The following is a 21615-nucleotide window of genomic DNA, read 5'->3' as shown; positions in this document are numbered from 1 at the left end:
CGTTGCGACGGCCGTGATCGAGTGGATCGTGACTCATGCGAGATCTCCCGGAAGGCGTTGGCCGTCCAGTGCCCAGGCGCCGGGCCCGGTCAGCGCGAGGGCCAGCAGTACCGTGGTCCACATCAACGGGTACTCACTGCCGCCGCGCATCCAGAACCAGCCCTTGGGCAGGGCCAACAGAACGGTGAAGCCGATGAAGGCCGCCGCTGCAAGCGCGGCGACGCGGGTCTGCCAGCCCAGCAGCACGGCCAGCCCTGACAGCACCTGCAGCAGGGCCAGCAGCAGCGGCAGCGGTGCCACCGCTGGCAGGCCGAAGCCGCGCAACTCGGTGGCGAAGCCGGCCAGCCCAGGACCGCCGAACCAACCGAACAGCTTGCCCAGCGCGTGGGGCAGCAGGAATCCCCCGGCTGCCACGCGCAGCATCAGCAGGGCCAGGTCGAGGCCATGGCCAGCCAGCATGCTCAGTGCCCGCCTTCCTGCGCGCCGAACATGCGCTTGGCGTACTGGATGCCGATGCCATAGCCACCGGCGTGGTCGCGGGCGATGCCGGTGGTCAGCTCGTAGGTCTCGCCACGCGCCCAGTCACGCTGCAGCTCCAGCAGGTATTGCACGCTGGTCATCGGCACCGCACCGGCCTGCACCATGCGGGTGATCGCACGCTCGTGGGCTTCTTCGCTGACATCGCCGCAGGCATCGGTAATCACATACACCTCGAAGCCCTGTGCCAGCGCCGACAGCGCCGGTCCCACGATGCAGACGCTGGTCCACAGGCCGGCAACAACCAGGCGACGCTTGCCGATGCGGTTGATCTCGTCGATCACCGGCTGGTCTTCCCAGGTGTTCATCGAGGTGCGGTCGAACACCGTCTGGCCCGGGAAGATCTCCGGCAGTTCCGGGAACATCGGGCCGGAGAACGACGCTTCGGCGACGGTGGTCAGCAGCACCGGCACGTTGAAGCCCTTGGCGCCCTTGCTGATCAACGACACGTTGTTGCGCAGCGCGGAGATATCGATGGTGTGGGTGGCGAATGCCATCTGCGACTGGAAGTCGATCAGCACCAGGGCATGGTCGGTGGGCGACAACAGGGCCGGGGCGGGCGTGGCGGTGGCAAGGCTCATGGTTGGACTCCGTTGGAAACACGATCAGGGGGAAGCAACAGGGCCGCATCGCCGGCCAGGTACTGGCCGGGGCTGCAGCCGGTCTCGGCGCGGAAGCTGCGGACGAAATGGCTTTGGTCGAAGAAGCCCAGCTGCTGCGCCAGGCAGGACATCGGCAGCTGCGCGACCGGCAACAACTGGCGCGCACGTTCGATGCGGCGACGGCGCACGTAGCGCAGCGGGCTGGCGCCGGTACCGGTCCGGAACAGGCGCACCAGATGGAAGCGGCTGACGCAGGCGGCTGCGGCCAGCTCGGTCACCCGCAGCGGCTGCGACAGGTGCTCATCGACATAGCGCAGGGCGCGCTGCAATGCGGCGGCCTGCTGCGGTGCCAGCGCCACGGCGGGCGGATCGGGCGAAAAGACGGTGGCCATGCGGGACGCCGCGAGGGGGTGCCCCATGGTGCGTGGCCGCCGCACGATGCCCTACCCCCGTCGGTCGAGGCCAGCACCTACCCGAATGGGGGAGGCCGACGCCCGAGCAGGCGACGACCGAACAACCGCGCATCCAGTGAATAGGCGCCAGGGCCCAACATCAACAGCGCCAAGGGCAGCACCACCTGTGACCACGGCGCCTGCTGCGCGAACAGGCCCACGGCCGCCATCAGCACGGCCAGTGGCGTCAACACACCCAGCGTGAGCATCGGCACTGCCAGCAGGCACAGCGCCGACCACCCGCCCGCATGCGTGCCGGGCGTGCACAGTGCCGCGGACAGGCACAGCCGCAGCCACAGCAGGCCGATGCCCGGCCCGCGGTCGGGGAACATCACGAACAGGCGCTGCATGGCCGGGCTCCACAGGACATGCCGGCGTGATAGCCGACCGCGGCGGCGACCGCCTACCCCGTTCGGGTCACCCCGGACTGCCCCGCACCTGCCAGAATGCGCGCCATGCGTGGCCGCCCCTTCCCGTTCCTGCGTCGCCTGCCGACGCTGCTGACGTGCCTGCTGCTGTGGACCGCCCTGCCCGCTCTTGCCGTGCAGCGCCCGCCGGTGAGCGGCGGGCTGCCTGGTTACGAGCACACCGCGTGGCGGGTCGGCCAGGGTGCACCCGGCGATATCTGGGACATCACCCAGGACCGCGACGGCCTGCTGTGGCTGGCCACCGGCTCGGGCCTGTACCGCTTTGATGGCCGTCGCTTCGAACGGCAGGCAGCGCCCGTCGGCAGCCAGTTCCCGTCCACCAACATGGTCACGCTGGCGCATGCCGCCGACGGTGCCCTGTGGATCGGCTACTTCCAGGCCGGCATCAGCCGGTTCGCGCAGGGGAGGCTGCACAACTACGGCCGCGAGCAGGGGGTACCGGTCGGCGTGGTCCCACGCTTCAGCCAGGATCGCCAGGGCCAGCTGTGGGCGGCGATCAATGGCGGGCTGCGCCGCTTTGATGGACAGCGCTGGCAGCCATTGCCGGCCGCAGCCGGCCTGCCCGAACGCCGTGTGCAGTGGGTGCTGCACGACAGCCGGGGCAGGTTCTGGGTGCTGGCCGACCTGAAGATCTGGATGCGTGCGGCCGGCCAGACCACGTTCGAGGACACCGGCATCGCGGTCTCGCAGATGGCAACGCTGGCCGAAAGCCCGCAGGGTGAAGTGTGGTTGGCCGACCGGGTGCGCGGCACCTCACCCCTGGCCAACGCGCAGGGCCTGTTGGCGGCCAGCGAACGTGAAGCGCGGCGTCTTCCGGAACTGGTTGCTGCACGCCTGCAGTTCACTGCCGATGGCGCGCTGTGGGCCACGATGAGCCCGCACGGCGGCGTCGCCCGCATCACCTTCGACGGCAGCCGCGCCGTGCGCATGGAGCGTTTCGATTCGCCGCACGGGCTGACCGCCACCTCCGCGGTGCCGATCATCGTCGATCGCGAAGGCAATCTCTGGGTCGGCACCAACCTCGGCCTCAACCGCTTCCGCGCACGCAGCGTGCACACCCTGGCAGTGGGCCCGAGTGATCCCTACCGCTCGCTGGTGCGGGCCAGCGATGGCCGCGTGTATGGCTATGGCGAAGACCTCAAACCCTACGATCTGCGGGGCACTCTGCTGGATGGCAGTGCCCCGCAGCTGCAGGCCGCCGCGCGCCAGGCACCCACGCCGATCTGGCAGTTCGACTGGGTCAATCTTGCGCGCACGGTCGCCGGCCACACCTCGTTGATCCCGCTGCCGGCCCCGTTCACCGGGCAACCGCTGCACGCCCTGCTGTTCCCCGACGACGCGCAGGCCTGGGTATGCACGGGTGAACGCGGCGTCCTGCACTACCTGCATGGCCAATGGCAGCGCGAGGTCCGCCTGCCCGAGCAGGCCTGCTCATCGCTGGCGCTGGATGCCCATGGCCAGCTGCTGCTCGGCTATGCCGACGGCCGCCTGCGCCGGATGAGCGCGGGCCACATCGAGAGCTTCGATGCCAGCCAGGGCCTGTCGGTCGGGCCGATCACCGCAATGCTGCATCAACAGGACCTGCTGCTGGTCGCCGGCGAAGCCGGTCTGGCTGCGCGCGTTGGCAACGGTCGTTTCGTTCCGGTGCGAACCGACATGGCCGGTGTACTGGAAGGCATCACCGGCATGGTGGCCGATCCGAACGGACACCTCTGGTTCAATGGCAGCCGTGGCCTGGTCCGGCTGGGGAGCGATGAGCTGCGACGGACGCTGCGGACCGGGCTGCCGGTGACGCCACGCCTGTTCGATGCAGTGGATGGCATGCCGGGCATCGCCCTGCAGAGCGGACCGATCGCCACCGCCACGCTGGCCGATGACGGACTGCTGTGGCTGGCCACCAACCAGGGCCTGGCCTGGCTGGACACCACCCGCTCGCACGTCAACACCATGGCGCCCAGCGTGCGCATCGGCGAAGTGCTGTATGGCAGTGAGCACGAGCCACTGCGCGATGGCCTGCGCCTTCCGGCCGGCACCAGCCAATTGCAGATCGATTACGTGGCGCTGTCGCTGGCGCGCCCGGAGCGCAACCGCTACCGCTATCGCCTGTCCGGCGTCGACGACGGCTGGCAGGATGCCGGCAGCAGCACGCGGGCGTACTACACCAACCTCGCCCCGGGCAATTACCGGTTCGAGGTGGAAGCCGCCAACGAAGACGGCATCTGGAGCACTGCACCGGCCAGTCGCAGCTTCCGCATCGCCCCCACTTTCATGCAGACGGTGTGGTTCAAGCTGCTGTGTGCGGCCGCGATCCTCGCGCTGCTGGTGATGGCGGTGCGCATCCGCAGCGGGCAGCTGGCCGCGCTGTTCCGCGCGCGCCTGCAGGAACGCAATGGCGAACGCGAACGCATCGCACGCGACCTGCACGACACCCTGCTGCAGGGCAGCCAGGGCCTGATCCTGCGCCTGCACGCGATCAGCCAGTCGCCGCAGACCCCGGAGCCGGTACGCGGCCAGCTGGAATCGGCGATGCAACTGGCAGAGCGTAACCTGGCCGAGGGCCGCGAGCGGGTCAATGCCCTGCGTGAGGGACCGTTCGCTGGCCGCGACCTCGCTTCGGCACTGGCCGATGTGCATGCCGAGTACGCCGGGCATGGCACCAACCCACTTCGCCTGACCGTGGAAGGTGCAACCCCACCGCTGCAGGCCGACGCGGCCGAAGAAGTGTTCCTGATCGGACGCGAAGCCATCCGCAATGCGCTGCGTCACGCCAACGCCAGCGCCATCGAAGTGGAGCTGTCCTACGGCACGCGGTGCTTCCTGCTGCACGTGCGCGACGATGGCGTCGGCATCGCCGACGACAATGCCGGCCATGGTCATTGGGGCCTGCAGGGCATGCGTGAACGTGCACAACGTCTTGGCGCCGAACTGCAGCTGTGGACCCGGCCCGGCCTGGGCACCGAAGTGGCGCTGGCGGTCCCGGCACGGCGCCTGTATCACCGCAGTCCATCGCGCTGGCGCTGGCCCTGGAGTAAAGCAAACCATGACTGAGTCCCCTGCCCCGATCGGCGTACTGGTGGTCGACGACCACCCGCTGCTGCGTGACGGCCTGGCGGCGCTGCTGGGCGCACAACCCGATCTGCGCCTGCTCGGCGAAGCCGCCGATGGCGAGGAAGCCATCGCCTGCTACCAGCGGCTGCAGCCCGACGTGGTGCTGATGGACCTGCAGATGCCACGGCTGGATGGTGTGGAAGCCATCGTGCGGATCCGCGCGATGGACCCGCGCGCGCGCATCATCGTGCTAACCACCTACCGCGGTGACGTACGTGCGGTAAGGGCGCTGCAGGCCGGCGCCAGCGCCTATCTGCTGAAGGACATGCTCCGCCATGAGCTGGTCGATACGATCCGCATGGTCGCTGGCGGCCGCCGCGCACCGATTCCCCCGGCGGTGGCGGCCAGCATCGCTGCGCATGTGGTGGAAGACCGGTTGTCGCCGCGCGAAACCGAGGTACTGAGGCATGTGGCCGGCGGCCTGTCGAACAAGCGCATCGGCGAGCGCATGCAGATTTCCGAGCAGACGGTGAAGGCGCACATGAAGAGCCTGATGGACAAGCTGGGCGTGGGTGATCGCACGCATGCGGTGACCCAGGCGCTGCGGCGCGGGATCATCAGCCTGGACGACAGCGGTCACGATTAGGGGGTTGTTCGGCAGGGCTTGCAGCCCTGCACCCGCGGTAGTGCCGGCCGCTGGCCGGCAACCTCTACAGCAACAGCGGGCTTTCCGTGGGATGGCGGGGCGGTGTTGGTAGGTGTCGACCTTGGTCGACACGGTAGATCCAGGCCATGCGTGGATGAAGCTCAATCGGATCGGAATCGAACATCTGGAAGGAAGAACCGGGGGCAGCACTTTCGGCTACAGCGCCTCGGCAAGGAACGCCAGCACCGCTGGCCCTACCTCTCGGTCCGCGCGGGCATGACCCTCGGCCGTGCCCCCCACTTCAATGTACGGGCCTGTATCATGGCGATGGGTGGTTGGCTGCAGGAACGGTGTGATCAGATGCCCCGCATCCGAGTAGTACAGGAAACGGTCACAGTCACCACGCCCTGCCGCTGCAAGCCGACGCTGTGCAACAGCCAGCATCACGCCTGAGTCACCCAGCCGATCGTCACCACCTCCGATCCACAACGTGCGTGCGGCAATGTTCTCGATGGGCAGCATCGCGGTACGCAATGCCGGTTCCCAGTGCGGTCCCGGCCTGCCCCAGTCAACCTCCTCGCGATACGGCAGCCACGGCAGGGGTTCGCCCCGCCAGCTCAACGGCGAGCGGTCCACCGCTCGGAAATCGGCCGGGACCACGTCACGGGCGATGCCACGAAACGGGGCTGGACTGCCCACCCAGGACACAGCGACGCGGAGCTCAGGCAGATGCACCGCCGTGGCCATGGTTACGATGCCGCCCCAGGAGCCCCCCATCAGCCCTACCCGCTGTGGATCCACCCGGGGATGGCGCTGCAGCCAGTGCACTGCGTCACGCACGGTTTCCAACGGAACCTCGATCAGGTCCTTGGGCACGCCCGGCCCGCGATACCACGCCACCGACACCGCGACATAGCCGTTGCTGGCCAGCCAGGCGGCATAGAGGTCACCACCGTCGAATCCGCCTTCGGCACCGCCCAGCGTCACCAATGCTGGCGCCCGTGCATCAGCCTGCTGGCCCGATGGCAGGTACAGATGTGCTTCGCGGCCACCGATTTCGACCCGTTGCACCTGCACGCCCGGCAGCATCAGATGGCGCTGCAGGGCCCGCCGTGCGACCACCGATCCTGCAAGTTCCACCTCCAGTTCGAAGGCCTGCGACTGGAATCCCAAGCCGTCATCGGAGCGCTGCCACTGCAGGGGAAGTGCGTTGGCCCTTCCTTCCTGCGGCTGCATCGACCAGATCAGCGCGCTCGCATCGACGCCTCGATAGCTGCCCTGTTCCGAGCCGCTGCGTGCGGTGTCGACCGTCCCCTGCAGGTCCGCGCGCAGTGCCGCCTGTGACTGCCAGCGCTGGCCCCCGCTGTCCTGCATCGACAACCGTAGTTGCACCACTTCGGCCGCCGCCAGTCCTTCGACCGTAATGGCTGGAGCACGATCGGCGCGCCCCTGATGGTCATCGACAATGATCCGCACATCGGCCAACGCAGGCAGCGCCAGCACGCCCAGCAACACACCCAAGCACCACCGCATCCGCATGCTCCACCCTGATCTGGAAATGCGCAGGGTGCACTGGCCGCAACGACTGGATTGCGTACTTCGGCGAGGATGGCACCAACCGTGCCGCTGCAGGCACCAGCCGTGTGTCAGGTGCGTGCCGCCAAGGCCGCCTCCAGCGCCGGCCGGTAGCTGCGGCTCACCGGCAGCTGCACGCCATCGGCCAGTTCAAGCAGCGCATCGCCGTTGTGGCGCTCGATCAGTGATCGCACCCGCAACGGGTTGACCAGCGCCGAGCGGTGCACGCGCAACAGTCCTCCATCCGCCAGCCGTTCGGCCAGCTGCGCCAGCGGCTCACGCAGCAGGTGCAGTCGCTGCCCCACGTGCACGCACGCGTAATGACCGGCCATGTCGATGTAGTCGATCTCCGCCAGCGGTACATACTGGACACCACCACTGCCAGGCACGGCCAGGGTCTGCGCACAGTCCTCCGTACGCGGTGTCAGGCCTGCCAGGCGGCGCACGCGCTCGATCGCTTCACGCAACCGCTGCGCTGCCACCGGCTTGAGCAGATAGTCTGCGACGCCCAGTTCGAACGCGCGCAGCGCATGCTGCGGCAGGGCGGTCACGAAGATGGTGTGCGCGGCCAGCGCCGGCTGCTGCTGAGGCAACTCCCAGCCACGACCGTCGGGCAGGACCAGATCCAGCAGCAGCAGATCGAAACGGCGCCCCTGAAGCTGCTCGCGTGCCTGCGCGAGGGTGGCGGCTTCGGCATCGACCCTGACCTGCGGAATGCCCGCCAGCAATTGGCGCAGGCGATCACGTGCCAGCGCCACGTCATCCACCAGCAGCACGCTCAGCGGACGCGTCACGCGATGCACTCCGGCAAGGTCACGCGTGCACGATAGCCGCCGCCCTCGCTGGCGGCCTGCAAACGGCCTCCCATCATCGCCAGGCGCCGCTGCAGTGCAGCCTGGCCAGTGCCCAGTCCATCGTTCGTGCCGGGACGCAGGCAGGGGTTGAACAGCGCTACATCAAGCATGCCGTCTTCCACAGCGGCGCGCAGTTCGATCCGCAATGGCCCATCACCAGGCTGCCAGCCACTGTGCAACACCGCGTTTTCGATCAACGGCTGCAGCAACAGACCGGGGACCATACAGGCCAATGCAGCCGCGGTGGCCTGCAGATGCAGATGCACCTCCTGATCGTGCAGCAGCGACTGCAGCGCGACATAGTCCTGTGCTGCGACCAGTTCATCGGCGAAGCAGCGCTGCGACGGGCATTGCAGGGTATCGCGCAGCAGCGAGGACAGCTGCGCCAGTGCGGTGTCCGCTGCCCGTGGACGTTGCAGCGCCAAGCCACCGATGGCGTTGAGCGCATTGAACAGGAAGTGGTGCTGGAGATGCTGGCGCAGGGCTGTTTCACGAGCCTGCTGCAGCACCTCTGACTGCGCCCTCAACCGCTGCAGTCCGGCCAGGCCATGGCCCACGCCCGCCACCGCAATGAAGGTCGGCAACGCAAACAGCGCGTTGATGCCGATTGCGCGCAGCACCTGCTGCGGTGCTGGCCAGGGTTGCCCCTGCCACAGCTGCAGCAGCATGTGGCCCAGGGTCCATCCCAATGCCGTCAGCAGCGGAGTCAGCAACAGGCACAGCGCCAACCATCCGGCCAGATGCCGGCGTCCAGACAGTGGCCAGAGCCGGCACGCGGCCCACAACAGCGGCGTCGCCAGCATCCAGGGCAGCTCGGCGCCGAGGATGAACAACGCCGCAGGCAGCAGGCCACCTGGTTGCTGACTGAGGTGTACCGCTGGAATGGACGTGGCGATCAGCAACCCCCACAGGGCCAGCATCACCCAACACGGGCGTGGCAACGAAAGCGGTGGCTCCGCGGCAGGCAGCAAGACGGCAGGGGAAACAGGCATGCAGGGATTCAAACCGGAAACGGGCACCATGCTAGGTGCCCGCATCGGATCGTTCCCGTGCCGGAAGCAAGGGGCTCATCCACGTATGGCATGGATCTACTGCTGACCGCAGGTATGGAGGCCATGACGGTTATGGGTAGATCCACGCCATGCGTGGATTCTGCCCCGCCCCGCAATCAGTTGGCCTTGGCCGCCTCGGCATTCCACGCTGCGACCCTGGCCTTGGTGTCGGCCAGCATCTTGTCCAGCGCGGCGCGGTCATACACGTTGCCGCGCAGGATCACGCTGTCGATCTTTTCGGTGGCAGCAATGTCCTGCAGTGGGTTGGCGGTCAGCAGTACCAGATCGGCGGCCTTGCCCTGTGCGACACCACCGTAGCGGTCCATCTGGCCGAACCAGGCCGGGCCGGAACGGGTTGCGGCCGACAACGCTTGCGGTGCGCTCAGGCCTTCCTTCACGAACAGCTGCAATTCCTGGTGCAGGGCGATGCCCGGGAAGTTGAACGAGTTGAGGAAGCCCGCATCGGTGCCCGCAATGATCGTCACACCGGCTTCCTGCAGCATCGGCAGCACCGCGGCCACCTGGTGGTACTGCGCGTGGCGCGCTTCGATCTGTGCCGGCGTGGCCTTCGCCGCGCGGTCCACGCGCCACTGGTAGGTCGCACGCAGGCCAGGGCCGATGTAGGCCAGGTACGGATCGTTGGCGTGGTCATCCTGGTCAAGGAAATCGAGGATGCGGCCACCGTTGAGGGTCGGGGTCACGAACACGCCGCGCTTGGCGAAATCGCGGTAGGCGTGCATCGCCGTGTCACGATCGAAGCTGGCGTCGAGGCGGCGGTTGGCTTCGGCGCGGTCGATGCGACCGGCACCGAAGTCGGCGGCGATCTGCGCTTCGTCCTTGCTGCCGGCCTTGAATGCGTAGTCCAGATGCTCGATCGAGGCCAGGCCGGCATCGACCGCCTGCTCCACGGTCAGCGCCATCGGAATGTGACCCGAGGCCTTGAAGCCGGCCTTGCGCGCAGCGCTGGCCGAGTACAGGAACAGGTCCGGCTTCAGCGTGCTGTCGGTGATCTTCACGAAATCGACCTTGTCGTGCTGCAGGCGGGCGATCGCCTTGTCGGCGTCGGCCTCGCTGCCCACTTCGATCGTGCCCTTCCAGACCGGCTTGATGCCTTCGATCTTCGCGCCCGAACTCAGCAGGCGCGGACCGAACAACGTGCCCTTGGCGATCTCGCCGCGCCACTGCAGTACCTGCTCGGGCAGATCGCCGGAACAGTCACGCACCGTGGTGATGCCGTGCGCGATGTACAGCGGCAGCAGCGCCTTGTTCTCTTCGATCAGCGCCGGACCACCACCGAAGTGCACGTGCATGTCCCACAGGCCCGGAATCAGGTACTTGCCCTTGGCATCGATCTGGCGGGCCGCACTCCATTGGCTGCGCAGCTGCGCGTCCGGGCCGACGGCGACGATGTCCTCGCCACGGATCACCACGCTCTGCCCGGCCAGGGTGCTGGCGTGCTCGACATCGACCACGGTGGCATTGCGGATCAGCAGGTCGGCGCGCTCGGCGGCAGACGCCGACAGCGGTGCTACCGCAAGGAGGATGGCAAGGGACAACGGACGGGAACGGAACATGGACAGCATCCTGATGGGCACGCCCAGCGTGCGGGTGGAAGGGGTTTGCATTCAACGCACCGCGCCGTGCTGGCGCAGCAGGGTCTCAATTCTGGTATAGCCGCGCTGGCGCGCGTGCGCCAGCGGCGTCACGCCGTCGCCGTCGGCAAGCTCCGGGTCGGCACCGGCCTCCAGCAGCAACTGCACGATCTGCACCTGGCGCGCACCGCCATCGCCAAGCAGGATCGCTTCCAGCAGCGCGGTCCAGTGCAGCCGGTTGACATGGTCCACCGCCACACCGGCCCGCAGCAGCGTGCGCACAGTGGCGACGTGACCGCGCTCGGCGGCCGGAATCAGCGCGGTGCCGCCATAGCGGTTGGTGCTGCGCAGATCGGCGCCATGCGCCAGGGTCATCGCCAGGATCTCGTCCAGGCCGCGCGCACCGGCGTACAGGTAGGCGCTGTCCTGCAACGCGTCCTTGGCGTTGACGTCTGCCCCGGCCTCGATCAGCTCACGCGCGGCATCCACGTTGTTGCCGTGCGTGGCCAGCAGCAGCGCGGTGCGGCCCTGGCCATCGCGCGCCTCCAGCGTGGCGCCATCCTCGATCGCCTGCCGCACCGCATCGGCGTCGCCCCGGCTGGCGGCGTCCCGCAGGCGCGCATCCGCGTCGGCCCTGGACGTGGCCGTGCAGGCAGGGGTGACCATGGCCAGCAGGCACAACAGCAGCACGCGCGTGAACGGCGCAGGCCAGCCAGCGGAATGATGGACGCGCATGACAGTGTCTCCTCATGTCCGTCGCCACGGAACGCCGTGCGACGGTAGCAACAGCCGGGCATTGCCGGCCCCCGCCCTGCATGGTAGAAGTCGGCCTGGGTATCCAGAAGTGAAATGTTCAAATGCAAGACAGTGCCAAATCGAATAGAACCCTGTTCGAACTGGACCTGCTGCGGGCGCTGGTGATGGTGGCCGACTGCGGCAGCTTCACCACTGCGGCCACGCGCCTGCATTCGACCCAGTCCACGGTCAGCCAGAAGGTGCGCCGGCTGGAGGAACTGGCCGGGCATCGCCTGCTCGAACGCGGCCACCGCGACGTACACCCCACCGATGCCGGCCACACCCTGCTCGGCTACGCGCGACGCATGCTCGACCTGAACGAGGAAATGGCACAGGCGCTGGCCGGCGCCACCGTGGAAACCGCGGTGCGCATCGGTGTCCCCGAGGACTTCGTCAACGCACAGACCACACGCATGCTGGCCGCTTTCAGCCGCCGCCATCCACAGGTGAAACTGGAGATCAGCAGCGGCCTCAGCCGCGACCTGGCCCACGGCTTCGACCACGGCGAGCTGGACCTGGTGCTGGTCAAGCAACGCCGCAACACCCGCCAAGCGGTGCACTGCCGACGCGAGCCGATGCATTGGATCGACAGCCTGCGCAGCAGCTGCCTGCTGCAGGACCCCCTGCCGCTGGTCACCTTCCCGCCGCGCGGGCTGTACCGCGACGAGATGATCCATGCCGTGGAAGCGCTGGGCCTGCGCTGGCGCATCGCCTTCACCAGCTCGTCGCTGAGCGGCATCCAGGGCGCGGTGGCCGATGGCATCGGCATCAGCCTGCTGCCACGCCGCGCGGTCAGCCGAGAGCACCGCATCATCGATGGCGAGCGCGAGCTGCCGGTGATCGACAACTACGAGATCGGCCTGCTGCATCGCTCCGATGCCGATGATGCCGTGCGAGCGCTGGCCAGCGAACTGTGGCGGCAGGTGCAACGCGAACCGGACTGAGCACCGCACATGAGGTAGTGCCGGCCGCTGGCCGGCAACCTCGACAGCCACATTGTCCAGCGCGGGCATGGATCTAGCGCATTGATCATCGATATCTGATCAGACCTGCCGCACCAGGGCACTACATCGCCGGCTACAGTGCCCGTTGCTTCCGTGCCCCACGGCGCCTCGCCATGTCCGACGAAATCCCCACCCGCTTCGATCCCCTGCCCGCTGCGCTGCAGACGCATCTGCAGCACCAGCGTTCGCTGATCGCCGCGCGCGTGGCCGCCGGCTTTCCCACCCTGCCGGTGCAATGGCCGCTGGCGGCCACCACGCTGCAGCGCATGGTCGATGCGGAGCTGATCGACCGTGATGACGGCGATGGCTGGGAAGCGCTGGGCGTGGCGTTCGGTGACACCCTGGCCCAGCGCGTGCCGGGTCTGGCCTGGATGCAGGTGACCGATGCCTGGGGTATCGACGCGGTGCTGCGCTATGCCGACAGCAGCCTGCAGATCGGCGCCAGCACGCTGCTGCTCAAGCGCGTCGAGCAGGGCGAGATCATCGACATCGCCCACCTGCTGGCGTGGCTTGAGGAATTTGTCGCCACCCGCGCCGACGATTACGCCTGAAAAGCTGCCGAGCATGGCTCGGCGCAACCGGAACTGGCGTGGCGTCGTGGGTAGATCCACGCCATGCGTGGATGGAACCACCGCGCGGCCACATTCATCCACGCATGGCCTGGATCTACAGCCAACGGCCGTCAACCACCACGCGTCGCTCCACCGGCACCCCGGCCACAGCGGCCGGGCCGTGGTCGGCACGCACCGCCACGAATGTGGCCGGATGCCCTTCCACAAGACCGTACTGCGGCAGCCCGATCACCTGCGCGGCATGGGTGGTCACCATGTCCAGCGCCAGCATCAGGTCGGCATCGGTATGGAAGCCGGAGCGGTAGCCCAGCAGCATCGCGCGTTGCAACAGGTCGCCGTTGCCATACGGCCACCAGCAGTCGCGGATGTTGTCGTTCCCGGCGAACACGCGCACACCAGCGTCATGCAACGCGCGCAGCGGCGGGAACGGATGATCGCCCGGCGCGTTGCTCATGATCGCTACGCTAGCCGTGGCGAGCGCCTCGCCCACCTGCAGCGCGCGCGCCAGCGGCACGTCGCCCAGCGAATAGGCATGGCTGACCGCCACCCGACCCTGCAGGCCAGCGGCCCGGGTGCGCGCGGCGATGCGCAGCAGCTGCGCCAGACCGGTTTCGCCGGGCTCATGCAGATGGATGTCCAGCTGCACGCCATAGCGCTCAGCCAGGCCGAACAGCAGCGCCAGCTGGCCTTCGGCATCACCGTCGAGCGTGGTCGGGTCGATGCCGCCGAGCACCTCCACGCCCGCAGCAAGGGCCTGCTCAAGCACCGCTGCGGTACCAGCGCAGGACATCACCCCGGCCTGTGGGAACGCCACCAGCTGGATGCGCATGATGTCGGCACAGCGCAATGCGGCCTCGTGTACCGCTTCCAGGTGACGCAGGCCGGTGCTGCCATCGATATCGACATGGCAGCGCATTGCCACTGTGCCGAAGCCGCTGCATTGGCGGATCAGCGCCTCGGCGCGATCGACCATCGGCGCCGCAGCCGCCACTGCCGTCTTTTCCACCGCCAACCGCTCACGCAGGCTGTTCACCGGCTGATGCGGATGCCAACGGTCGCCGACGAAGCTCTTGTCCAAGTGGATGTGGCCATCCACCAACCCCGGCAGCACCGCAAAGCCCTGCAGATCGACGCTTTCCGCCCCTTCAGCCGGGCCGGTATGGCCGTTGAGCCCGCTGATGCGGCCATCACGGATGTGGAAGTGCAGCGGTGCACCGTCGCGGTCGACACCGCCGTGGATGAACTGCAGGGTCATCGGGAATTCCCGGAAAGCCAAGACTGGCGCCATCCTGCGCCTCGATAGCGCCATCGGCCAACGAAATATCTGGATGGCACGCATTCACCAGAACGATGATTCCCCCTGCGACAACCGGTCGCAGCCACGCCGTGCACACCCCTGAACGGGTAACATGGGCGCCTGTTTCCGCTGTGATGCCGCATGGGCCCGTCCGACCGCCACGATCGTCTCCGCCGCTGGCAGGCCGCGTCCCTGCTTGCCGCCGCTCCGATCGCCAGCCTGTCCGCCACTGATGCTGCGGCCGCCGCGCCGCTGCAGTCGCCGCCGGGCCAGCAGCGCATCGCCCCGGCTGCGCTGGTCGAGTGCCTGCACCAGCGCGTGCTGTCCGGGCAGAGCGCCACCGCCACGCTGGAACACTGGTGCGCAGAGCACGGCCTGGCCGAACAGGCGCGGGTGCGCGCCGTGCGCATACACGGCCAGGACAAGCCTGCCCCCGCCGACGTGCTGCAGGCGCTGGGCGTGAAGCCGGGTACCGACCTGCGCTATCGCCGCGTGCAGCTGGTCTGCGGCAGCCGCGTGCTGTCCGAGGCCGACAACTGGTACCTGCCTGGTCACCTCAGCCCGGCCATGAACCAGGTGCTGGACAGCACCGATGAACCGTTCGGTCGCGTGGTCGGCCCGCTCGGCTTCCAGCGCCAGACCCTGGCTGACCAGACGTTCTGGCCGCCGCGGGGCGAAGGCGATCACGGCGTGATCCTGGAAGTGCGTGCCCTGCTGCGCGACCGCCAGCAGCAGCCTTTCAGCTACGTCATCGAGTCGTACCTGCAGCAGACGCTTCCGTAACGCGCCGCGGCGCCGGGCATCCGCCGGCTACGGGCCCGTGATGGCGTTGGCTGCAGGATCCACCGAGAACACGAAGCGCCCACCACGCTGGTCCCTGCCCCATGTCATCGGCGCCGTGGTCAGACTGTAGACCGGGGCCGCCTTGTCCGTGCCGATCGCCTCGGACCAGGCACTGAAATCCTCATCGGTACGGCTTCGGATCTCGCCAACACACAGGCTGTAGCCACAGGCGAAAGACACCAGCGTGCCGTCGCTGCCGATGAGCCGGGTCGCGGCCGTCCTGTAGAGCCGGGTCAGGTCCTGCACTTCCGGGTGGCCGGCCGCATCGCGCTCGAACTGGCTGATCGCCTGCGCGAAAGCCTTGTCGGAACCCAGCAGCGCCTCGCTCTTCTGCACGGACACCGCACCCTCGCTCAGCAGCATGCGCTCGCCCTCGAGGAAGTGCCCCTCCGGTTGCGCGAGCCCAGCTGCCGCCGTCGTGGCACTCGATGCCGTTGCCGCGCGCGATGGCCCAGCGTGCTCCGCTGGCTGCGCGTGAGACTGCGCAGGCGCGGCATTGGCCACCTCCGCGGCATCCTCCACGCTGGCCGCCTGCCTGCCACTGCAACCTGCAATGGCCACCACTGCAATCACACTCCACACCCTGACATCCATGCGCATCCTCCTCCGGGTAGCGCCACAGCATGCCACGCGCGCAGCGGCAACACGGGTGCACTGCACAACGAAAAGCCCAGCAATGCTGGGCCTTTCGTTCGCCTGCGGAATCAGCGGAACCGGTAGTCCAGTTGCACCCAGTACTGGCGGCCATATGGGTCGTAGTTGCCAACCGGATAGAACGGCCAGCCGCCTCCGTTCTTGTCCGCCGGCGGGCGGCTGTCACGCAGGTTGTTGACGATTACGCCCACCGACAGGTTCTCGCCGAACTGGCGGAACACGCTGGCGTTGTACGTCATGTACGGCGCGATGCGGCCACTGCCATCGGTCTTCGGCAGCGAGCCGAAGCGGTTGCCGTACAGCGTGGTGGTCCAGTCACCCTGGTTCCAGGTGATGCTGCCGTTGGCCTTGCTGCGCCACTGGTAGTCATCCAGCGAATTGCGGATGTCACGCTCCGGATCATCGGAGAACTGTCGGTATTTGTGCTCCAGCACCACGGTGTAGGCCAGGCGCGTGGTGAAGCGGCCATAGCGGCCGGCATCGAAACGCCAGTTGCCCTTCAGGTCCAGACCGCGAACCGATTCGGAGGCCGCGTTGATCGGATTGATCAGCACGCGGGTCACCTGGTCCGGCTGCACGGTGGCATTGGACGGATTGCGGATCACCCGCGACAGCGCGTCCTGGCACAGCGGCGAACCGATATCGCGCGCTTCGCCGCCCAGCGTGCGGCCCAGGCGGCAATCGGCCTCATCACGCAGGATGCGGCTGGTATCGAGGCTGGTCACTTCGTTGTCGATGCGGATGTCGTAGTAGTCAGCGCTGAAATCCAGGCCGGACAGCGGCGACCAGACCACGCCGAAACCATACGACTTGGCCGATTCCGGCTGCAGCTGCGCATTGGCGCGGTTGCTGTAATCAATCGACAGGCCGTTGTAGTCGCAGTTGTCGTACGACTGGCCCGCCGTGCGGCAGCGCCAGTAATCGGTCATGCCCGGATTGTAGCCGCGGGTTTCGGTGGCAAACACGTAGTTCATGTCCGGCGCACGGAAGCTGGTCGCCGCCGTACCACGGATCAGCAGGCTCTCGATCGGCCGGAACTCGACGCCGAAACTCCAGGTGGCCTTGCCGATGTGCTCGCCACCGGCACGGTACTGGTCATAGCGACCGGCCAGGGTGGTGGTCAGCGACTGCAGCAGCGGCAATTGCAGCTCCACACCTGCAGCGTAGCGGTCACGCTCGCCACCGGCACCGATGCCGGCGCTGGTGTTCCAGAACTCGCCGCTGCCCAGGCGCGGGTCCGGTCGGTTGCGATAGCCCTGGCTGCCGGCCTCGACCACCGCTGCCAACGCCGCATCGCCCCCAGGCAGCGCGAACAGGCGGCCGTTGACGCTGGCGCTGAAGGTCTGCAGCCATGCCGCGTTACGGCTTTCCTGGTAGTCGGACAGCCCCTCGTATTCGTTCGGGGTCAACGGCTGGAACAGGCGCGCCGGATCCGGCGCATAGACCTCAACGCCGTTGCGCACACCCAGCTTCGGGCCGAGCAGGTATTCGTTGATGCCGGCCAGCAGCACCGGGCGGCGGGTACGGTTCTCGTATCGCGAGCGGCTGTAGACCGCCTCATAGTCCCAGCCGCTGTCACCGATCTGGCCACGTGCGCCGACGTTGAACGACCACGAGTTTTCCAGGAAGCGGTTGGCATTGCGCGGCAGGCCGCCGATTTCCTCCGGCGCGAAGCGGCGGTACCAGCTTTCCAGGTTGCCGGTGGTCTGGTTGTAGAAGTAGTTGCGGGCCGAGGTCCAGGTCGGCGCACGCGTGTTGTTGTAGATCCGCGCGCTGCCCACGGCGACATCGGCAAACAGGTCAGTGGTCTCGTTGACGTGGAAGGTCAGCAGGCCATAGCCATTGAGGTTGCGCTTCTGGGTCTGCACGGTCCAGTAGCTGGCGGCGGCCTCGTTGCTACCGCAGTACCAGCCCTGGCGAGGGTTGAAGGCGCGGAACACGCTGCCGCCATAGATGTCAGACGCCCCGTCGCAGCCAGTGACGCCCGGATCGATGTTGCGGCCGGTGGCGGCATTGCGGCGATACGCGATCGCGGTCGCCTGCGGTGCCTTGCCGGCCGGGTCATCATCCAGCGAGTCCATGAAGTCGCGCTGGCGCGCATGGATCGCCTTGCGCACGTCGAACTCGAAGCCGAACAGGGCATCCCAGCGCTCGCCGGAACTGCCACCGACGACCTGCGCGCGCTGGTTGTCGCCACCGCCCTGCTGGGTGCCGCCGGCCCGCACGTTCACGTCCACACCCTCAAAGCGGTCCTTGAGGATGATGTTGACCACGCCGGCGATGGCGTCGGAGCCGTACACCGCCGACGCACCTGCCGCCAGGACCTCGATGCGCTCGATCAGCGCACTGGGAATGTTGGCCAGGTTGACCACGTTCACCGAGCCCTCGTAGGCCAGCGGGTAGTCGGCCTGGCGGCGGCCGTTGACCAGCACCAGCGTGCGGTTCGGGCCCAGCCCGCGCAGGTTGATGGTGTTGGCGGCCGGGGTGAAGGTGTTGCCGAAGTCCTCGCCCTGTACGTTGCCGGTGTTCTCGGTCAGCGCGCTCAGTGCGTCGAAGGCATTGCGGTAGCCCTGCGCATCGATCTGCTCGCGGCTGATCACCGTCACCGGCGACGGGCCCTCGACACTGGCGCGTGGAATGCGCGAGCCGGTGACCTTCACTTCCTGCAATGTGGTGGGTGCGCTTTCCTGCGCGAAGGCCGGCAGCGAGACCAGCATCAGGGACGACAGTGCGAGCACCAGCGGACGCGGGCGCAGCGCCTTGTGGGAGGCGGACATGGGCTTCCTGGGGAGTTGGGCGGGTGGTGGTACGGGGGCAGCGGCCTGTACGGCGCATAACGATCCCGTAACGAAAGTGTCCTGAATGGGGGGTTTCAACGGAAATGACCAGGCCTGATGGCCTTATGCCTGAACCGAATCAGACCCGCAGTGCCATCCACCACACTTTTGCAATGTTTTGAATGGTGCAGGGCTGCAGGCACGGCCATCGTGCCGGGGATGATGACCCCGTACCCCACTTCCCTCCTTCCCCCATTGCGCCCGGTGCTGCGCCGTCACCTGCTGCAGCTGCAGGCCGCACCGGTCACCCTGCGCCCTTTCCAGCGTGCCGACCTGCCGCGCTGGCGCCTGTTCGATGACCGCCGCCGGCGCGGCCGCCGCGATCCGTCCGTCATCGATGAGGAAGCGCGCTTCCTCGCCCACATGCATCGCTCACGCCTGGAACAGGACAACGACCAGCTGCTGCTGGGGGTGTTCGATGACGAGCACGGCAACGTACTGGACCAGCTGCACGTACGGCTGCAATCACTACACGCGCGCAGCGCCGAACTGCTGTCGCTGCAGCATTGGCACCCGCATTCCGATGCCGCGCTGCGTGCACTGTGCCCGTTCCTGTTCGAGGATGTCGGCCTGCATCGCCTGTTCGTGATGCTGCCACCGGACTGCAGTGATCCGTTCGCCACCGCGCTGCGGGCCTTCGGCTTCGAGCAGGAAGGCCTGCTGCGCGACCATCATCTGGATCTGGATGGCTGGCAGGATCGCCAGCTGCTGGCGCTGACCGCACCCATGTGGCGGAACAAGCACAGGGTGCTGGACTAGCGCACCCGCTCCAGCGCGTTGCCGGCACCGGTCAGCACCGAGCAGGCGTGGTCCTGCAGCTCTTCGGCGCTGGCCTCGTTGCCGGTGCCCGCGTCCACACGGGTGGCCAGCAGGATGAAGCCCGGGACGCCCTGCACGGCGTCCCGGCCCGCCACAACCAGGCTCCACTGGCCGACGTCGTCCACGCCTGCGAGGTCGTAGGCCAGCAGAGTGAGCGGATTGGCGGTCAGTTCTGCGCCCGGCAGCAGGCGTGCCTGGTACTGATGGCCGCGCAGCAGCCCCGGCAGCGGTGTCCACTGGCTGCCCAGGGCGGCAGCATGCGTGTCCAGCGCCTGCAGCACGTCGGCACGCAGGCAATCCACATGAATATGCAACTGGTGCTGCGAGCGGCCGTGCGGCGAGTTCAACGCCAGGCTGGCGACGTTGCGCGGCAGCGGTTGCCGCAAGGCCTGTTCGGTGTGGCTGCGCGCCTGCCAGGCTGCAGCGAAGTAGTTCGGTGCACCTCGCTGGTACAGGCTGCGGCTCTCGATGCCGCTGACCTTGTCCAGCGGCATCAGCAGGAACTGGTAGTCGCCGTGCGCGTCCTTGACCAGCACATCGCGGCGGTCTGCTGCAGTCTCCACCCGCAGGCAATCGCCACGCGGGCCTTCGGCGCCCTGGCAGTCACGTTCAATCAATCGCCACAATGCATCGGAATGGGCCGGCGGCGGAGGCGCGCTGGCACAGGCAGACAACAGCAGCAGGGACGACAGCAGGAAGGGACGCAAGGACACGGCACGACTCACGGAGCAGGCACGGCAGACAGCGCCGCGCTGCATTCTAGCCAGTGCAACGCTGCAATCAGTAGGTGCCGAACGGCACTTCAACCACGATCGGGGCGGCACCCTCGCCGGCCTGCAGGCTGTAGCGGTCCAGCGCGCCATCGTCATCGGCGTGCGGCTGGCGCTGGAACTGCAGCGGGTAGCGGCTGTCCCCCAGGCGCACGGCACTGCCGTCGGCCTCCAGCGCGGCACCTTCCGGAATCAGCAGACCGCCCAGGTCGCTGTAGGCGCCAGGTACATCGGCGAAGCTGTAGTCGGCCAGCTCGTCCACCCGCTGCATCGCATAGACGTGCGGCACATAGGGTCGTGCAGGGCTACGGCCATTGCTCAGGTCCGTCACCCAGGCCTGCGGCAGGTGGTACTCCCCGCGCAGCGCAGCGACGCCCAGCGAGGGGCTGGCCACCTGCAGGCAGCACACCGCCCGCTTGCCCTCGCGGTCGAGGATGGCGAAACGGTCGCCGCGGGTGGCCGCCTGCGGCAGCATGGCGAAGGCCAGGTTACGCTGCGCCGGCGCGTAGCCGGATTCGGTCTGCAGGTTGCGCCAGGCGCCGAATACCGGGGATTGGACCTGCTCGGATTCCGGATCGGCAGCGGAGGCGGCAAACGCCACGCCCAGCAACGACAACATCAGGGCCGTCATTGTCTTGTCCTTGCCGCGGAAACTGCCTGCCGTCATACCGTATCCAACACCTGCGCCGGAAAGGCCCGGCCTGCCCGCTGGCGTACTGCCAGCTATTCCTCTCACTATGCAATGACCACGCTGTGCCGGCAATGACCGGGGCGCTGACGCCTTTCGCACGCTCGGTGCTATCGTTCCCGCCATCGTCCCCTGCGCAGGAGCGCTCACATGTCTGCATTCCGTCTGTCCCTGTTGCTGCCGGCCTCCGCCCTGCTGCTGTCGGCCTGCGTCAGCACCCCTGGCCCGGAAGTCAAAGGCAGTGGCCGCTGCGACGCCAGCCAGCTGGGCTGGGCGATCGGCCAGCCGGCCAACGAGCCCAACATCCGTCGCCTGTCCCGCGAGAGCGGTGCCGGCCTGGTCAACCCGATCGGCCCCAGCACCATCACCACCAAGGACATCCGCCCGGACCGCCTGCGCGTGTTCGTGGACAAGGACAACATCATCACGTCCACCCGCTGCGAGTAAGCGCGGCAGCAGGCTTTTGTAGAGTCGGGGGGGGGGGGGGCGGGGGGGGGGGGGGGGCGGGCCCCCCCCCCCCCCCCCCCGGGCCGGGCGAGGCACAGGCAAA

Annotated in this window: 21 protein-coding genes; 7 read left to right on the top strand and 14 right to left on the bottom strand. The window is 67.8% G+C overall.

Going from position 1 to position 21615, the window contains the following annotated elements; translation table 11 throughout:
• Nucleotides 1-33: 33 nt before the first annotated feature.
• From V3B25_RS09190 to V3B25_RS09175, 4 genes are read right to left on the bottom strand one after another with little or no spacing between them, the layout of a single operon-like run.
• The gene (locus V3B25_RS09190) at nucleotides 34-459 is read right to left on the bottom strand and encodes a DoxX family protein (RefSeq protein ID WP_049398467.1); all 426 of its coding nucleotides are present in this window, start codon (nucleotides 457-459) and stop codon (nucleotides 34-36) included.
• Nucleotides 460-461: 2 nt separating this feature from the next.
• The gene (locus V3B25_RS09185; protein WP_049422794.1) at nucleotides 462-1118 is read right to left on the bottom strand and encodes a hydrolase; all 657 of its coding nucleotides are present in this window, start codon (nucleotides 1116-1118) and stop codon (nucleotides 462-464) included.
• Nucleotides 1115-1558 (bottom strand): AraC family transcriptional regulator, encoded by a 444-nt coding sequence (locus tag V3B25_RS09180; protein WP_053091059.1) that lies wholly within the window; start codon nucleotides 1556-1558, stop codon nucleotides 1115-1117. Before V3B25_RS09180 ends, V3B25_RS09185 begins: the two co-directional genes overlap by 4 nt.
• 50 nt (nucleotides 1559-1608) lie before the next feature.
• A complete protein-coding gene (locus V3B25_RS09175; protein ID WP_032128091.1) occupies nucleotides 1609-1941 on the bottom strand; it encodes a hypothetical protein in 333 nt (110 codons plus the stop codon).
• Nucleotides 1942-2037: 96 nt separating this feature from the next.
• Between V3B25_RS09175 and V3B25_RS09170 the strand changes: the two genes are divergently transcribed.
• Together V3B25_RS09170 and V3B25_RS09165 are read left to right on the top strand one after the other, a co-directional pair.
• Nucleotides 2038-5067, top strand: coding sequence for a two-component regulator propeller domain-containing protein (locus tag V3B25_RS09170; protein WP_329810544.1), 3030 nt, complete (start codon nucleotides 2038-2040; stop codon nucleotides 5065-5067).
• Entirely contained in the window at nucleotides 5060-5713 is a 654-nt protein-coding gene (locus tag V3B25_RS09165; protein WP_032128093.1) for a response regulator transcription factor, read from the top strand. Before V3B25_RS09170 ends, V3B25_RS09165 begins: the two co-directional genes overlap by 8 nt.
• Nucleotides 5714-5929: 216 nt before the next feature.
• Here V3B25_RS09165 and V3B25_RS09160 read toward each other — a convergent pair whose 3' ends face one another.
• From V3B25_RS09160 to V3B25_RS09140, 5 genes are all read right to left on the bottom strand, one after another.
• The gene (locus V3B25_RS09160; protein ID WP_329810543.1) at nucleotides 5930-7246 is read right to left on the bottom strand and encodes an acyl-CoA thioesterase/bile acid-CoA:amino acid N-acyltransferase family protein; all 1317 of its coding nucleotides are present in this window, start codon (nucleotides 7244-7246) and stop codon (nucleotides 5930-5932) included.
• A gap of 113 nt (nucleotides 7247-7359) precedes the next feature.
• A complete protein-coding gene (locus V3B25_RS09155; protein WP_049422798.1) occupies nucleotides 7360-8082 on the bottom strand; it encodes a LytTR family DNA-binding domain-containing protein in 723 nt (240 codons plus the stop codon).
• Nucleotides 8079-9062 carry a histidine kinase gene (locus tag V3B25_RS09150; RefSeq protein WP_239669967.1) on the bottom strand — a complete coding sequence of 328 codons (984 nt, stop codon included), beginning with the start codon at nucleotides 9060-9062 and terminating at the stop codon, nucleotides 8079-8081. Before V3B25_RS09150 ends, V3B25_RS09155 begins: the two co-directional genes overlap by 4 nt.
• Nucleotides 9063-9310: 248 nt before the next feature.
• Nucleotides 9311-10768, bottom strand: a complete 1458-nt coding sequence (locus tag V3B25_RS09145) for an amidohydrolase family protein (RefSeq protein WP_329810542.1) — start codon at nucleotides 10766-10768, stop codon at nucleotides 9311-9313.
• Nucleotides 10769-10819: 51 nt separating this feature from the next.
• Nucleotides 10820-11521, bottom strand: a complete 702-nt coding sequence (locus V3B25_RS09140) for an ankyrin repeat domain-containing protein (protein ID WP_049422800.1) — start codon at nucleotides 11519-11521, stop codon at nucleotides 10820-10822.
• A gap of 122 nt (nucleotides 11522-11643) precedes the next feature.
• Here V3B25_RS09140 and V3B25_RS09135 point away from each other — a divergent pair, with 122 nt between their 5' ends.
• Together V3B25_RS09135 and V3B25_RS09130 are read left to right on the top strand one after the other, a co-directional pair.
• Entirely contained in the window at nucleotides 11644-12525 is an 882-nt protein-coding gene (locus V3B25_RS09135) for a LysR substrate-binding domain-containing protein (RefSeq protein WP_329810541.1), read from the top strand.
• Between the two features lie 173 nt (nucleotides 12526-12698).
• Nucleotides 12699-13136 (top strand): DUF3806 domain-containing protein, encoded by a 438-nt coding sequence (locus V3B25_RS09130; protein WP_329810540.1) that lies wholly within the window; start codon nucleotides 12699-12701, stop codon nucleotides 13134-13136.
• Between the two features lie 115 nt (nucleotides 13137-13251).
• On the opposite strand, the gene V3B25_RS09125 is transcribed toward V3B25_RS09130, so the two are convergent.
• Nucleotides 13252-14412: an amidohydrolase family protein gene (locus V3B25_RS09125; protein ID WP_329810539.1), complete on the bottom strand. Its 1161-nt coding sequence runs from the start codon at nucleotides 14410-14412 to the stop codon at nucleotides 13252-13254.
• Nucleotides 14413-14595: 183 nt separating this feature from the next.
• On the opposite strand from V3B25_RS09125, the gene V3B25_RS09120 reads away from it, so the two are divergent.
• Nucleotides 14596-15237: a hypothetical protein gene (locus V3B25_RS09120; RefSeq protein WP_329810538.1), complete on the top strand. Its 642-nt coding sequence runs from the start codon at nucleotides 14596-14598 to the stop codon at nucleotides 15235-15237.
• 27 nt (nucleotides 15238-15264) lie between these two features.
• On the opposite strand, the gene V3B25_RS09115 is transcribed toward V3B25_RS09120, so the two are convergent.
• Both V3B25_RS09115 and V3B25_RS09110 read right to left on the bottom strand, forming a co-directional pair.
• Nucleotides 15265-15897, bottom strand: a complete 633-nt coding sequence (locus V3B25_RS09115) for a hypothetical protein (protein WP_239683447.1) — start codon at nucleotides 15895-15897, stop codon at nucleotides 15265-15267.
• Nucleotides 15898-16001: 104 nt separating this feature from the next.
• Nucleotides 16002-18728, bottom strand: coding sequence for a TonB-dependent receptor (locus V3B25_RS09110; RefSeq protein WP_329810537.1), 2727 nt, complete (start codon nucleotides 18726-18728; stop codon nucleotides 16002-16004).
• 219 nt (nucleotides 18729-18947) lie between these two features.
• Here V3B25_RS09110 and V3B25_RS09105 point away from each other — a divergent pair, with 219 nt between their 5' ends.
• Entirely contained in the window at nucleotides 18948-19547 is a 600-nt protein-coding gene (locus tag V3B25_RS09105; protein WP_049422806.1) for a GNAT family protein, read from the top strand.
• Here the strand turns inward: V3B25_RS09105 and V3B25_RS09100 are convergent.
• A complete protein-coding gene (locus V3B25_RS09100) occupies nucleotides 19544-20320 on the bottom strand; it encodes a CDP-diacylglycerol diphosphatase (RefSeq protein ID WP_329810536.1) in 777 nt (258 codons plus the stop codon). The genes V3B25_RS09105 and V3B25_RS09100 overlap by 4 nt on opposite strands.
• Nucleotides 20321-20387: 67 nt before the next feature.
• Complete coding sequence (locus tag V3B25_RS09095) at nucleotides 20388-21044, bottom strand: decarboxylase (protein ID WP_201116510.1); 657 nt, start codon at nucleotides 21042-21044, stop codon at nucleotides 20388-20390.
• A 171-nt stretch (nucleotides 21045-21215) separates the two neighbouring features.
• Between V3B25_RS09095 and V3B25_RS09090 the strand changes: the two genes are divergently transcribed.
• Nucleotides 21216-21512, top strand: coding sequence for an I78 family peptidase inhibitor (locus V3B25_RS09090; protein WP_006373100.1), 297 nt, complete (start codon nucleotides 21216-21218; stop codon nucleotides 21510-21512).
• The last annotated feature ends 103 nt before the right edge of the window (nucleotides 21513-21615 follow it).

Origin of the sequence: Stenotrophomonas sp. SMYL8 (assembly GCF_036320065.1) — a bacterium.
In the GTDB taxonomy this organism is placed as follows: domain Bacteria; phylum Pseudomonadota; class Gammaproteobacteria; order Xanthomonadales; family Xanthomonadaceae; genus Stenotrophomonas; species Stenotrophomonas maltophilia_A.
This window is presented reverse-complemented; position numbering and strand designations above follow the sequence as displayed.

Coding starts and splice junctions, on each gene's coding strand:
- V3B25_RS09190 (WP_049398467.1), bottom strand. CDS start 459: ATGCTGGCTGGCCATGGCCTCGACCTGGCCCTGCTGATGCTGCGCGTG.
- V3B25_RS09185 (WP_049422794.1), bottom strand. CDS start 1,118: ATGAGCCTTGCCACCGCCACGCCCGCCCCGGCCCTGTTGTCGCCCACC.
- V3B25_RS09180 (WP_053091059.1), bottom strand. CDS start 1,558: ATGGGGCACCCCCTCGCGGCGTCCCGCATGGCCACCGTCTTTTCGCCC.
- V3B25_RS09175 (WP_032128091.1), bottom strand. CDS start 1,941: ATGCAGCGCCTGTTCGTGATGTTCCCCGACCGCGGGCCGGGCATCGGC.
- V3B25_RS09170 (WP_329810544.1), top strand. CDS start 2,038: ATGCGCGCCATGCGTGGCCGCCCCTTCCCGTTCCTGCGTCGCCTGCCG.
- V3B25_RS09165 (WP_032128093.1), top strand. CDS start 5,060: ATGACTGAGTCCCCTGCCCCGATCGGCGTACTGGTGGTCGACGACCAC.
- V3B25_RS09160 (WP_329810543.1), bottom strand. CDS start 7,246: ATGCGGTGGTGCTTGGGTGTGTTGCTGGGCGTGCTGGCGCTGCCTGCG.
- V3B25_RS09150 (WP_239669967.1), bottom strand. CDS start 9,062: ATGCTGGCCCTGTGGGGGTTGCTGATCGCCACGTCCATTCCAGCGGTA.
- V3B25_RS09145 (WP_329810542.1), bottom strand. CDS start 10,768: ATGTTCCGTTCCCGTCCGTTGTCCCTTGCCATCCTCCTTGCGGTAGCA.
- V3B25_RS09140 (WP_049422800.1), bottom strand. CDS start 11,521: ATGCGCGTCCATCATTCCGCTGGCTGGCCTGCGCCGTTCACGCGCGTG.
- V3B25_RS09135 (WP_329810541.1), top strand. CDS start 11,644: ATGCAAGACAGTGCCAAATCGAATAGAACCCTGTTCGAACTGGACCTG.
- V3B25_RS09130 (WP_329810540.1), top strand. CDS start 12,699: ATGTCCGACGAAATCCCCACCCGCTTCGATCCCCTGCCCGCTGCGCTG.
- V3B25_RS09125 (WP_329810539.1), bottom strand. CDS start 14,412: ATGACCCTGCAGTTCATCCACGGCGGTGTCGACCGCGACGGTGCACCG.
- V3B25_RS09120 (WP_329810538.1), top strand. CDS start 14,596: ATGGGCCCGTCCGACCGCCACGATCGTCTCCGCCGCTGGCAGGCCGCG.
- V3B25_RS09115 (WP_239683447.1), bottom strand. CDS start 15,897: ATGCGCATGGATGTCAGGGTGTGGAGTGTGATTGCAGTGGTGGCCATT.
- V3B25_RS09110 (WP_329810537.1), bottom strand. CDS start 18,728: ATGTCCGCCTCCCACAAGGCGCTGCGCCCGCGTCCGCTGGTGCTCGCA.
- V3B25_RS09105 (WP_049422806.1), top strand. CDS start 18,948: ATGATGACCCCGTACCCCACTTCCCTCCTTCCCCCATTGCGCCCGGTG.
- V3B25_RS09095 (WP_201116510.1), bottom strand. CDS start 21,044: ATGACGGCAGGCAGTTTCCGCGGCAAGGACAAGACAATGACGGCCCTG.
- V3B25_RS09090 (WP_006373100.1), top strand. CDS start 21,216: ATGTCTGCATTCCGTCTGTCCCTGTTGCTGCCGGCCTCCGCCCTGCTG.